Below are 13,529 nucleotides of genomic sequence, written 5' to 3' on the forward strand. Positions count from 1 at the left end.
CCCCAGGGCCACGCCGGGCATGGTGCACGGCAATAGGGGCGCAGGCGGCACAAGACCGCCGAAGGAGGAACTTTTGGCCGTTCGTTACTACGACTGGATCGCCCATCATGGCCGCCGTACGCCTGGCAAGGTCGCGGTCATCGACCTCGCGAGCGAGCGCCGCTTCACCTATTCGCAGATGGATGCGAGAGTCTCGCGTCTCGCCTCCTTCCTGCGCCACACGCTGAAGGTCTCGCGCGGCGACCGCGTCGCGGTGCTGGCGCTGAACACGACCGATACGCTGGAGGTGCAGTTCGCCTGCGGGCGGTTAGGTGCGATCTTCGTGCCGCTGAACACCCGCCTTACCGTTCCCGAGCTCCAGTTCATCACCGCCGACTGTGCACCGAAGGTGATGATCCATGATGCCGACCTCGCCGAGACCGCGCTGAGCGTTGCCAGACTCTGCGATGTCGCGACCAGCCTGCTGCTCGGTCCCGGCGGCGCCTACGAGGCCGGCATCGCCGCGGCAAAGCCGCTCGACCGGATCGAGGAGGTCACGCTCGATGACGTCTCGACCATCATGTACACGTCAGGCACCACGGGTCATCCGAAGGGCGCGACCATCACCCATGGCATGACGTTCTGGAATTGCGTCAATCTCGGCGGCCCCGCCTGCATCGGGCCGTCCTCGGTGCTGCTCACCGTGCTGCCGCTGTTCCATACCGGCGGGCTGAATTGCTACACCAATCCGGTGCTGCATGCCGGCGGCACCGTGATGATCATGCGGGCCTTCGATCCCGGCACGGCGCTCGGCCTGATCAACGATCCCGCGCAGGGCATCAACGTGTTCTTCGGCGTCCCCGCGATCTACCAGTTCATGGCGCAGCATCCCGCCTTCGCGACGACCGACCTGACCCGGCTGATCGTCGGCGGTGTCGGCGGCGCGCCGATGCCGGTGCCGCTGCTGAAGATCTGGGAGGCGCGCGGCGTCGCGCTCCAGCAGGGCTACGGCATGACCGAGACCTCGCCGGCCGTGCTGGTGCTCGACCGCGAGCATGCGGCGCGCAAGGCCGGCTCCGCCGGCAAGCCGGTGCTGCACACGGAGGTGCGGATCGTGCGGCCCGACGGCAGCGACGCCGATGTCGGCGAGCTTGGCGAGCTCTGGGTGAAGGGACCGAACATCACGCCCGGCTACTGGAACAGGCCGGAGGCGAACAAATCCTCCTTTACCGATGGTTGGCTGCACACCGGCGATGCGACGCGCGTCGACGAGGAAGGCTTCTACTACATCGTCGACCGATGGAAGGACATGTACATTTCCGGCGGCGAGAACGTTTATCCGGCCGAGGTCGAGAACGTCCTGCACCAGCTTGGCGCGATCGCCGAAGCCGCCGTGATCGGCATTCCCGATCCGCAATGGGGCGAGGTGGGCCTTGCCATCGTCGCGGTCAAGCCGGGACAAAGGCTGACGGAGACCGACGTCTTCGAACATTGCGCGGCCAATCTGGCGCGCTTCAAATGCCCACGCCAAATTCGCTTCGTCGACGCGCTGCCGCGCAACGCCACGGGCAAGATCCACAAGCCGACCTTGCGCAAGGAGTTTTCAGCGGCCTCCGAAATCGACAGGAAAGTCGCCAACGCCTGATCGAAGCGCCCTTGCGGGCGCTTTTCTTTTTTGAAGTGCCTGCCCCAGACCACAAGAAACCCAAGGAATTTCCATGAAGAACAAGAAACTCGCCCTGCTCGCCGCGGCAGCGGCCCTGACATTGCTCTCGGCCCAGTTGCTTTCGGTCCAAGGCGCCCAGGCGCAGAAGAAATACGACACGGGCGCCAGCGATACCGAAATCAGGATCGGCAATGTCGAGGCCTATTCCGGTCCCGCCTCCGCCTACGGCGTCATCGGCAAGACCGAAGAGGCCTATTTCAAGATGATCAACGATCAGGGCGGCATCAACGGCCGCAAGATCAACTGGATCTCCTATGACGACGGCTATTCGCCGCCGAAAACCGTGGAGCAGGTCCGCAAGCTGATCGAGAGCGACGAAGTGTTCCTGGTGTTCAACGCGCTGGGCACGCCGACCCAGACCGCCGTGCAGAAATATCACAACGCCAAGAAGATCCCGCAGCTCTTCCTCGCCACCGGCGCCAGCAAGTGGAACGACCCGCAAAATTTCCCGTGGACCATGGGTTTCCAGCCGAGCTACCGGGTCGAGGCGCGGATCTTCGCCAAGTACATTCTGAAGGAGAAACCGGACGCGAAGGTCGCGATCTTCTATGCCAACGACGATTTCGGCAAGGACTACGTCGCCGGCATCAAGGACGTGTTCGGCGACAAGGCATCGAAGCTGATCGTGGCCGAAGAGAGCTACGAGACCTCGGAGCCATCGATCGATTCGCACATCGTCAAGCTCAAGGGCACCGGCGCGGACGTCTTCGTGAACATCTCGACCCCGAAATTCGCGGCGCAGGCCATCAAGAAGATCGCGGAGCTGGAATGGAAGCCGATGCACCTGATGACGGACGTTTCGGTGTCCATCGGCGCGGTGATGAAGCCCGCCGGCCTCGAAGCCTCTGAGGGCGTGCTGTCGGCCGGCTATCTGAAGGACGCGTCGGATCCGCAGTGGAAAGACGACGAGGGCATGAAGAAGTTCATGACCTTCATCGACAAGTACATGCCCGGCGCGAACATCTCGGACGCCAATCTGGTCTACGGCTATGCCGCGGCCCAGACGATGGTGCAGGTGCTGAAGCAGGCGGGCGACAATCTCACCCGCGAAAACGTGATGAAGCAGGCCGCCAGCCTGAAGGACTTCGCTCCTGATACGCTGATCCCGGGAATCAAGATCAACACCTCGCCGACCGACTTCGCACCGATCGAGCAGCTCAAGATGTGGCGGTTCAAGAACGGCCAGTGGGAGCTGTTCGGCCCCATCATCAGCGCGGAGCCGAGCGGCTAGTTCTCGGCGAACTGTCCGTGCATGGGAGATGGCGGCCGCGAGGCCGCCATCTCTTTATCCGCGGATTTCCAGGGTGAACCTATGCCGGCAGGAATAGTGCGAACGGCTCTTCCACCGTGCGGCGCAGGTGTTTTCGATACAGCTCATAGTTGGCGTCGTCAGGCGCAACCCGTCCCAAAGACGGCTTCGGAACATTCCTGAGCGGCACATAGGCGATCGGCGCTGCGATCGGCGTCAGCTGCGAGCCGGGGCCGGCGCGGAGCGTCGAGATGATGCCGTACATCTCGCCGGCGACCGTCGGCCGCGACACCGTGATCACGCGGTGCTGGCCGTGCTTGATGATGACGAGATAGATGAAGCCGGACTGATGCGGCACCGCGACCTCGCCGGTGTGCTCATAGGCGGCATCGGTCCGATCGCCCTCACGGAAGACCAGCGACGAGACTTTCGGCTCCCATACGATCTCGGTGCGGTAGGCGAAGATCGCGTTCTTGTCGCCGAATGACGGCCGTAGCGTGATGTAGGCATCCTCGAGCCAGGTCACCGCGCGATGCGCATAGGAGCCGAGGCTGTCGGGCGCGACATCGTTTGCGGCCGGAGGCGTCACGACGATGGCGCTCTTGCGCAACGATACGCCCAGCGCCTGCTCCAGCCGGACCGTCGTCGCCAGCGTGAACGGCCGGCGCCCGCCGAGCACCTTCTCCAGCGTCGACAGGCTGAGCTTGGCCTGTTCGGCCAGCGCCTGCCGGGAGATCCGGCGTCTGGCGAGCTCCTCGCGAATGGTCTCCGCGATCTCGCGGCTCTGCTCGTCCGAAAGCTGCTTGTCGGCCTGCATCTGCATCGTCAACCCTGCCTTTGGAGCACCATTCTAGCAGGGCGCACAAACCAGCACAAAACCGCACATGGCCACCCGGCCGTGGCCCGCCCCGGGCCGGCCCCGGCGGAACATTGCCGATCATTCTGCTCGCGAAATCAGGCTCTCCCGGCGGATGCTGAGAGCCAGCAAACATCCTTCGGGAGCAGGCAAATGAACACCTACGACACAGCCGACCACGACGAACACCCCCTGCTGGGCCGGCTGATCAAGCTCGGATTGTTCCTTCTCGCGCAGGGCATCGCGGTGATGCTGGTCGCCTTCGTGGCCCTGCTGGTGAGCTTCGGGACGAGTTGGTCGGCAACGGCCGAACAGGCCAGCCTGCTCCAGCCCGGCGATGCCAGGTCCGGCACCCTCCTCCTGAAGGAAGATGGCGCCTACACCGAAGCGATCCGTCTCGGCATCGATGTCGATATCACGGTATCAGGCCCGACGCTGCGCACACGCGTCACCCAGGCGTTTCGCAATCCGACCAAGGACTGGGTCGAGGCCACCTATGTCTACCCGCTCGCGACCAATGGCGCCGTCGATACGATGAAGATGGTGGTCGGCGACCGCGTCATCGTCGGCGACATCAAGGAGCGGCAGCAGGCGCGCGTGATCTACGAACAGGCGCGCAACGCCGGCCAGAAGGCCGCGCTGACCGAGCAGGAGCGGCCCAACATCTTCACCAACTCGGTTGCCAATATCGGTCCCGGCGAAACCGTGCTGGTGCAGATCGAATATCAGGAGCCGGTGCATCAATCCGGTAACGAATATTCGCTGCGCGTGCCGCTGGTGGTCGCGCCGCGCTACAATCCGGCGCCGATCGTGCAGAGTGTCGACTTCCGCAACGACGGCTCCGGCTGGGGCGCCACGTCCGATCCCGTGCCCGACCGCGACCGTATTTCCCCGACGGTGCTGGATCCCGCCAGGAATGCACCCGTTAACCCGACCAGCATCACGGTGCGTCTGAAGGCCGGCTTTGCGCTCGGCGAGGTCAAGAGCCACCATCACAACGTCAAGACCGAGAGCCCGGACAACGCGACGCGCATCGTCACGCTCGCCGACGGCGCGGTGCCCGCCGACCGCGATTTCGAACTGACGTGGAAGCCGGCGGCCCAGAAAGCACCGTCGGTCGGCCTGTTCCGCGAGCATGTCGGCGATGCCGATTACCTGCTCGCCTTCGTCACGCCGCCGAGCGCCGAGCAGGCGACGCAGAAGCCGCTGCCGCGCGAAGTCGTGTTCGTGATCGACAATTCCGGCTCGATGGGCGGCACCTCGATGGTCCAGGCCAAGGCGAGCCTGCTTTACGCACTCGGCCGCCTCCAGCCGGCCGACCGCTTCAACGTCATCCGTTTCGACGATACCATGGACGTGCTGTTTCCGGCCTCCGTGCCGGCGGATGCCGCACATGTCGGCGAAGCGACCTCGTTCGTCAGCGCGTTGCAGGCACGTGGCGGCACCGAGATGGTGCCGGCGATGCGGGCTGCGCTGACCGACAAGCTCAGCGACACCAGCATGGTTCGCCAGGTCGTGTTCCTGACCGACGGCGCGATCGGCAACGAGCAGCAATTGTTCGAGACGATCACGGCGATGCGCGGCCGCTCGCGCGTGTTCATGGTTGGCATCGGGTCCGCGCCCAACACCCATCTGATGACGCGCGCTTCCGAGCTCGGCCGCGGCGCCTTCACCCATATCGGCTCTGTCGAGCAGGTCGAGGAGCGCATGCGCGGCCTGTTCGCCAAGCTGGAAAATCCGGCGGTGACCGGTCTCAGCGCAAAGTTCTCCGAAGCAACGGCCGACGTTACGCCGGCGATCATTCCCGACGTCTATCGCGATGAGCCTCTGGTGCTGGCGGCCAGGCTCGACAAGCTCGCAGGCTCGCTCGAGATCAAGGGACGCGTCGGCGACCGTCCGTGGTCGGTGACGCTGCCGTTGCAGAACGCCGCCGAAGGCAAGGGCCTGTCAAAGCTCTGGGCCAAGCGCAAGATCGGCGATGCCGAAGTCGCGCGCACGATGCGCGAGATGACGCCGGAAGAGGCCGACAAGGCGATCCTGGCACTGGCGCTCGACCATCAGATCGTCACGCGGCTCACCAGCCTCGTCGCGGTCGACAAGACGCCGAGCCGTCCCGAAGGCGCGCCGCTCAAGCTCAGCGAATTGCCGGTCAACCTGCCGGCCGGCTGGGATTTCGAGAAGATCTTCGGCGAACGGCCGCAGCAGGTACCGACGCAGCTGCGCGAACGTCATGCCGATGCGCGCAACCAGCCGGCGACGAGGCGGCCGACACCCGCCGCACCCGATGCGATCCGCCTGCCCAAGACCGCCACCTCGGCCGAGCTGAAGATGATCGCAGGTCTGATCCTGATCGTGCTCGCCCTGATCCTGTTCGTGTTCAACCGGCGTCGGCCCTTGCTCACCGACGCCGCTTGAGAGAGGAGCCCCCCGAACTCCTCTGTTAGCGCGCGCGGCTGCCCGTCCCCGACCCAACGGCCGCGCGCGCCTTTTTCCTACTGTCATTGCGAGCGCAGCGAAGCAATCCAGACTGCCTCCGCGGAAAGAATCTGGATTGCTTCGCTTCGCTCGCAATGACGATCGTGGATAGAATGCCCCGCCTCATCTCTCCCCTGGTTCTCGCGCTGATCGGCCTCATCCTGTTCGGCGACGGCGCCTACATCCACGCCAAGGCCTGGCTCGCGCAGGTGCTCTTGGAGCGCGCATTCGACAGAAGCGTTGCGACGGGCCAGGCGGTCAAGCCATGGTCATGGGCCGACACCTGGCCGGTCGCCCGGATCGAGGTGAAGCGGATCGGCGCCAGCGCCATCGTGCTGGAGGGCGCGAGCGGCCAGGCACTTGCTTTCGGACCCGGCCACATCCAGCAAACGGTCGATGCCGGCGAGCGCGGCGTTGCCGTCTATGCCGCACATCGCGACACACATTTCCGTTTCCTGCGGAATGTTGCCATGGGTGACGTGATCGAGATCACCCGCCGCGACGGCAAGCATTTCCGCTATCGTGCGGATTCTTCGGCTGTGGTCCGTTTCGACGCGTCGGGCATCGATCCCGCGACGCAGGGTTTCGAGCTCGTGCTCACAACCTGCTGGCCGTTTGACGCCGTCACGTCCGGTCCCGAACGCTACATCTTGCACGCGATCTTGATCGGCGCCGACGAATAGGTTCCCTCATCCATCTCCATCCTGCGGGATGCTTCCTGTCGATGCCATCGATCGAACGAGCGCCATCTCGACGATCGCTGGCTGCCGCGTCGGCGAACCGTTCGCACTTTCGCCCAAAGTCCGGTGATGCTAGCCTTCCTGCATGAAGCCCTGCCCATTCCGTCTGGTGGCATTGCGTCCTTCGTGATTGCCTTGCCAGACCCCGCCATCGAACAGAACGACGCGCTGCAACAACAATAAAAATTGAGGATTGCGCCATGGAAGCCCAGGTGTCTGCTGCATCCTTCTCTTCCCGCCCATGGTCTCCATCGCCCGACGCCAGCGATATCGTGAAGGGCATCCATGCCATGCTGCACCCGCACAACATCGTGCTGGTGGGCGCGACCGACAAGCCCGGCAATTATGCCGAGCGCATCTGGAACAATCTGGTCAAATACGGCTTCGAGGGCGGGCTCTATCCGGTCAACGCCAAGCGCGAGACGATCTGGGGTGTGCCCTGCTACAAGGACTTTGCGAGCCTTCCGGAAAGGCCCGATCATGTCCTGGTGCTGGTACCTGCGCGCTTCGCCGTGCAGGTGATCCGCGATGCCGCGGCGGCCGGCGCGCGCTCGGCCACCATCGTCACCTCCGGCTTCAGCGAGTTGCAGGATGACGAGAGCCAGAAGCTCGCCGCCGAACTGCAAGCGGCGGTGCGCGAGACGGGCCTCGCCGTCACCGGCCCGAATTGCCTCGGCAACTTAAGCGCCGGCGAAAAGCTCTTCACCAATATCGACGACCGTGTCGTCACCATGGAGCAGGGCGCGGTGGCGATCGCCGGGCAATCCGGCGCCATCGTCATGGCGATCCGCCAGGCACTGGAGGACCGTGGCGTCGGTGTCGGCTACATGGTGACGACCGGCAACGAGGCCGGGCTCGAGACGCCGGACCTGATGCGATATTTCGCTGAGGATCCGAGCATCAAGGTGATCGTCGTCTACCTCGAGGGCGTGCGCAACACCAAGGCCTTTCGCGATGCCTGCAAGGCGGCGCGCGCAGCGAGCAAGCCCGTGATCGCGCTCAAGCTCGGCGCATCCGAGGGCGGCCGCGCCGCGGCGATGGCGCACACCGGCGCGCTCGCGGGCTCGATCGAGACGTTCGACGCCATCGCAACGCGTGAAGGTGTCATCCGGGTCGGCGGGCTCGACGAGTTGATCGAGACCACCGAATGCTTCGTCCACGCCGCAGTGCCCAAAGGCGACCGGCTCGCCGCGGTCACGCTGTCCGGCGGCAAGCGCGGCATGCTGATCGACGCGTTCTACGCCGAGGGCTTGAACTTCGCGCCGCTCAGCCCGCATGTCAGCTCGGAGCTGGCGAAAATGCTCGGGCCCGGATCGATCGTCGGCAACCCGCTCGACGCCGGCTTTGCCGCGGTCGTCGATCCCTCCGTCTACATGAAATCGATCAAGCTGATGATCGACGACCCCGATATCGACATCGTCATCGTCGATGCCGAGCTGCCAAAGGCGCCGCATGAGCTGCGCGAGCGCAACCTGCGCATCGTCGACGAGATGGCGAGCCGGGCCTCAAAGCCCGTGATCTACATCAGCGCGATGTCGATCGGCTTCACCGAGTTCACCAAGAGCTTGCGCAAATCGCTGCCGCATCTCGCGGTCATGCAGGGCATGGATCGCGCGGTGACCGCGATCAAGTCGCTGCTCGCCTATGCGAAGCTGCGCAAGGAAGTCCCCGACATCGTCTCGAGCTCGAAACCCGCCGCGCGTGCCGAGCTGGAAAAGGCGCTGGCTTCGGCAAGCGGCGCCGCGCTCGACGAAGTCGCCTCGAAGAAGCTCCTGAAGGCGTATGGCATCCCGATCTCGAAGGAAGCGATCGCACAGACGGCGGTGGAAGCCGTGAAGATCGCGAAACAGATCGGCTTCCCGGTCGTGGCAAAGGTCGTCAGCGCCGAGATCCTGCACAAGTCCGACATCGGCGGCGTGGTGCTGAACCTGAACAATGCGGCCGAGGTGAGGAAGGCGTTCGTCGACATCACCGCGCGGGTGAAGAGGCTGAAGGGCAAGCCGAGGCTCGACGGCATCCTGATCGCGCAGCAGGTCAAGGCCGACCTCGAACTCGTGGTCGGTGCCTCGCTCGACGCCGAGATGGGTCCGGTCGTGCTGTTCGGCACCGGCGGCATCGACATCGAGCTGATGAAGGACGTCGCGCTCGCCGGCGCGCCGCTGGACGAGGCCGAGGCGCGGCTCCTGATCGGTCGCACCAAGGCCGGCATCAAGATGCGCGGCTATCGCGGCAAGCCGGCCTTGCACGAGGCCTCGGCGGTGAAGGCGCTGGTCGGCCTGTCCAACCTGATCGCGGATGCCGGCGACCGGATCGCCTCGATCGACATCAATCCGTTCCTGATCAACACCAGGACGGGTGTCGCCGTCGATGCCCTGATCGTACTGAACAATGCTGCGGCAAAGCGCGCGGCCGGGCATTGAGAGCCGTAGTCGCGTAGGGCGGATTAGCCACCGGGTCCGCGCTATGCGCGGCCCGATGACAGGCTCCGCGTAATCCGCCATTTTGCACGGCGAATGCGGAGAGCAGTGGCGGGTTACGCTTCGCTAACCCGCCCTACGTACCATTGCGGCCGGAGCAGCATCCGGGCTCCTTCCAACTTCCCCGCTTTGGCCCTAGACTCAGGCTTATGGCACGCGCGAGCAATCTGGTGATCGGAACGGCGACGCTGGCGGTGATCGCCGTGGCGTTCGGCGGCCTGCTCGGCGTACAGAAATGGCGCACCATCCAGAGTCGCAGCCAGTTGCGCGTGGTGTTCGAAGGCGGTTCCGCCAGCGGCCTGCGCCGCGGCGGGCCGGTCAATTTCGACGGCGTGCCCGCCGGCCAGATCCTGTCGATCAAGCTGGACAATCCTCGCAAGGTCGTCGCGCTGGTGATGCTCGACAACACCGCGCCGATCCGCAAGGACACCGTCGCGGGCATCGAATTCCAGGGCCTGACCGGCGTCGCCGCGATCTCGCTGATCGGGGGGGCGCCTTCCGCGCCGCCGGTGCCGCTGGATGTGGACGGCGTTCCCGTGCTGACCGCCGATCTCAGCGACGCCGAATCCATCGTCGACACCCTGCACAGTGTCGACCGCACGATCGTGAGCAATGCCCCCGCGATCAAGGAAGGGCTTCGCACATTCGAGAACTATAGCGCCGACCTCAGGAGCAAGGGCGGCGAAATCGATTCCGTCATGGCCAAGGTCGACAGCGCCTTTGCGGGATTCGACAAGGCGGTCACGAAGATCGAGGGCGTGGTGCCCGGCTTCGTCAATGGCAAGGCCGACGAGCTGTTCGAGAAGATACAGGGGCTGCGCGAGCTGACCGAAACCATGAGGAAGAAGTCGGCGAGCTACATCGAGGACATTCGCCGCTCGCTGCTCGACGTCAGCGAGACCGCCAACAAGATGGCCGGCACGCCCGTGGCGCCGCGGCCGCCGCGCAAGCCCGCGCAGAAGAAGCAGTGATTCTCTTGCTTATCCTCCCTGGGGGAGGATAAGCCGCGCCTACCACGCGTAGCGCACGAGGCCCTTGCCGGCATAGGAACGCGTAACGTTCGAGAACTCGCCCTCGAAGGTCGCCGATGCGGACCAGCCGTTCATCCAGTTCACCTGCACCGACGCCGTGGTCAGCGCGGAATCGCGTGCCTGTGCGGCGCCATTCACGACGAAAGCCGATCCAGGCAGGGTCTGAAACACCGCGCCGACGGTACGATCCGGATTGTAGTCATGCGCCCAGGCGACGCGGCCGCGCAGCGTCATCAGGCCGCCGGCAGCGGCAAATGACCTGTCCGCGCGCAGGCCGAGCTCGGTGCGGCTGCTGGTCACGTCCTTGGCGGCATAGTTGAGGGCGAAGACGTTGCTGCCGGCCACGGCGAACTCCGAATAGCTCGGAAGGCTGAACATGGTGGCCTGCAGAGCCGCGTAGGGCGTGACGCCGATCCATGACATCGCGTGGCGATAGCCACCCTCGACACGGCCCGAAAACGCGTTGGTATTGAACTGGGCGCGCAGCTGGTCGAACCCGGCGGCGGTGACGATGCGATTGGTGGTCACATCCTGCCAGCCATAGGCCAGCGCAGCCGTGATATAGGCCGGTCCGGCGGTATGACGCACGAAAGCGCCGGCCTGGAACAGATCGGAGCGGCCCCAGCCGAGGCCGTTGACGCCGAAGCCGGTAGCGCCGCCGGCAAGCGCGAAACCGGCGATGGTCGACGGCGAGAAGCGGTAGTCGAGACCGACGGCCGTGCCGTAGACGCTGCTGGTGGTGCTGTTCGAGCCGAGGCCGGCATTGCCGTCGGTCGTCTGGGAGCCGCCGTAGCCGGCCGCCCACACGTCCCAGCGCTGCTCGAAAGTCGCGGCCGGTGCCTTGCGGTAGATCGAGGCGAACGCGTCGCGCGCGCTCTTGTCACGCGGGGTCCTGCCGGTCGCGGCATAGGCACTTGCGCTCGCGTCATCGGCATATGGCGTCGCACCTGAAGCGCCGCTGCGTCCCGAGCCGTAGATTTCGGTCAGCAGGCCGAGGAACAGATTCATCGCGTTGAATGTCGTCTGCTGCGAACCTGTCGCCGACTCGCCGGAGGCCTGCGTCAGGCCGTTGGGGCCGAGGCCCGCAAATTCGGCTTGCAGGAAACCATTGGCGTTGAAGAAGTTCTGAAGCGTCGTGGCGACGTTCTTCTGATTGATGTTGAGAGCGTATTTCGCGCCATAGTCGAGCGTGAAATTGAGATAGACGGTGCCACCAGGATCCACGTTGGTCGTGCCGATGAGACCACCGGGCGCGGCAACGCCGGCAAAGTTGTCGGTAGCCGAGCCGGAAAACTGCATGATCTTGTAGTGGGGCAATATGGTGCTGCCGGCATAGAGCGAGACGCCGGCGGTGCCATTCAGGGTAACGTTGCCAACAACGTTTGCAAAACTCGCGGTGGTTCCGCTGCCGACCTGCACGAGGTACAGCGCACCGGACTGCAAGGCGAGGTCACCCAGAACCAGCATGCTCGAGCCGGGGTCACCGTCACCAGGCGCATAGATGCCACCGCCGGCGATAACGGTATTGCCGACGATTCCTGCGCCGAACAGCGCGCCGCCCGCGTTCACGGTGGTCAGGCTCGATTGCGAGATATTACCGTCGACCCGCAAGATGCCGCCATTGACCGTGGTGGTGCCGGTATAGGTGTTCGTGCCGGAGAGGATCAGCGTGCCGCTGCCGACCTTTTCCAGCGAGCCCGGACCGGCGGGACCGCAACTGCAGGGATCGTAGTCGCCGATGACACCGCTGACCTCGGTCGAGCGGTTGTTGCCGCCGACGACGAGCGTGTTGCCGCCGCCGATATAGTAGAAGCCGCTGCCTTCGATCGAGCCGGCCGTGATGCGGCCGTCGCTGTTGGGACCGACGCTGACCCCGAAATCCACGATGCCTGTCCCGGTGGTGATGAACCGCGCATTGCCGCCGGTGGAATTGTCGAAGAACTCGGTCTTGCCGCCGTCCCTGGTGACGATGGTGGCATTGCCGGCCGTGGTGAACGCGCCGAAATTGGTCCGGCCGCCGAACTCGTTGATGATCGTCGCGTTGCCCGCGGTCGCGGTGTCGGATCCACTCAGCGTACCAAACACAGTCCCGCTGAGATCATTGTTCACGATGGTCGCCGAGCCGGCCGAAGATTGCTCGAGGAACGCGACGCCGCCACCATTCTGGTTGGTGATGCTGGCCGTGCCCGCGTTGGTGCGGCCAAAGAAGCCGGTCAAACCGCCATCATTGATGATGGTCGCCCGGCCAGCCGTCGCGGTATCGGTCCCGCCGCCGGCCAGATCGCCGAAATACAACTGACCTCTGTTGGTGATCACCATCGCGCTCGCGGAGGTCGCGTTGAGAAACGTCGTCGTGCCGGAGAAGTCGTTGAGCAGCGACGTGATGCCCGACGTGTCGGCATTGACGATCTTGAACAGGCCCTCGTTGGTGACGGCGCCGATGATGCTGGCGGTATGGGTCGCATCGCCAAGCTGCAGCGAGCCGCAGTTGCAGATGAACGTGTTGCCGGTATAGGTGTTGGCGCCGAGCAGGGCCAGGATGCCGGGCCCCTGCACGGAGATGCCGCCGCTGCCCGTGACGCGGGAAGCAATCGCGGCCGAGGGGGCGCCGCTGCCCGTGACATCGTTGGTGACGAACGGGGTGCCGCCCGGGGCCAGCCTGAGGTCGCCGCCCTGGATGGTATAGATCGAACCATCACCGGTGAGATCGAAGCCCACGAGACTGGTGAGCTGCACGCCGCCTGGCGTTACCGTCACCGTGCCGCCTGTGGCCGGCGTCGAGGGACCGCCGCTGCCGAACGTTGTGCCGGATGACGACGGATCGTAAGCGGTGCTGGTCGAACCGGAGATATCCGTCCAATTGGTGGTGGTCGTGTCCCACACGCCGCCGCCGCCATTGACGGCACCGTTCGGCGTGGTCTGCGATCCGTTGAAGAATTGCTGCGCTCCGGCGGAGGTCATGGCGGCAGATGCGCCCAAGGTGAGGCCGACCCAGA

The 13,529-nt window shown here is 64.9% G+C and carries 8 protein-coding genes; 6 read left to right on the forward strand and 2 right to left on the reverse strand.

All coding sequences use genetic code 11. The features are described 5' to 3' along the window. The first annotated feature begins 73 nt into the window (after positions 1-73). Both XI08_RS45180 and XI08_RS45185 read left to right on the forward strand, forming a co-directional pair. On the forward strand, positions 74-1,624 hold the full coding sequence (locus XI08_RS45180; protein WP_271579387.1) for an acyl-CoA synthetase: 1,551 nt from the start codon (positions 74-76) through the stop codon (positions 1,622-1,624). A gap of 73 nt (positions 1,625-1,697) precedes the next feature. Further along, positions 1,698-2,936 carry an ABC transporter substrate-binding protein gene (locus XI08_RS45185; protein ID WP_271579388.1) on the forward strand — a complete coding sequence of 413 codons (1,239 nt, stop codon included), beginning with the start codon at positions 1,698-1,700 and terminating at the stop codon, positions 2,934-2,936. A gap of 79 nt (positions 2,937-3,015) precedes the next feature. On the opposite strand, the gene XI08_RS45190 is transcribed toward XI08_RS45185, so the two are convergent. Next, a complete protein-coding gene (locus XI08_RS45190; RefSeq protein WP_027542206.1) occupies positions 3,016-3,777 on the reverse strand; it encodes a helix-turn-helix transcriptional regulator in 762 nt (253 codons plus the stop codon). Between the two features lie 186 nt (positions 3,778-3,963). On the opposite strand from XI08_RS45190, the gene XI08_RS45195 reads away from it, so the two are divergent. The 4 genes from XI08_RS45195 (at position 3,964) to XI08_RS45210 (ending at position 10,473) form a co-directional block, all read left to right on the forward strand. Next, positions 3,964-6,225 carry a marine proteobacterial sortase target protein gene (locus XI08_RS45195; RefSeq protein ID WP_271579389.1) on the forward strand — a complete coding sequence of 754 codons (2,262 nt, stop codon included), beginning with the start codon at positions 3,964-3,966 and terminating at the stop codon, positions 6,223-6,225. A 173-nt stretch (positions 6,226-6,398) separates the two neighbouring features. Next, positions 6,399-6,968, forward strand: coding sequence for a class GN sortase (locus XI08_RS45200; protein WP_271579390.1), 570 nt, complete (start codon positions 6,399-6,401; stop codon positions 6,966-6,968). A gap of 257 nt (positions 6,969-7,225) precedes the next feature. Further along, positions 7,226-9,445, forward strand: coding sequence for an acetate--CoA ligase family protein (locus XI08_RS45205; RefSeq protein ID WP_271579391.1), 2,220 nt, complete (start codon positions 7,226-7,228; stop codon positions 9,443-9,445). A 206-nt stretch (positions 9,446-9,651) separates the two neighbouring features. Continuing rightward, entirely contained in the window at positions 9,652-10,473 is an 822-nt protein-coding gene (locus XI08_RS45210) for an MlaD family protein (RefSeq protein ID WP_271579392.1), read from the forward strand. A 39-nt stretch (positions 10,474-10,512) separates the two neighbouring features. Here XI08_RS45210 and XI08_RS45215 read toward each other — a convergent pair whose 3' ends face one another. Next, positions 10,513-13,494, reverse strand: a complete 2,982-nt coding sequence (locus tag XI08_RS45215) for an autotransporter outer membrane beta-barrel domain-containing protein (protein ID WP_271579393.1) — start codon at positions 13,492-13,494, stop codon at positions 10,513-10,515. Between the last annotated feature and the right edge of the window lie 35 nt (positions 13,495-13,529).

The sequence above is a fragment of the Bradyrhizobium sp. CCBAU 11361 genome (assembly GCF_028128935.1).
Taxonomy (GTDB): Bacteria; Pseudomonadota; Alphaproteobacteria; order Rhizobiales; family Xanthobacteraceae; genus Bradyrhizobium; species Bradyrhizobium niftali.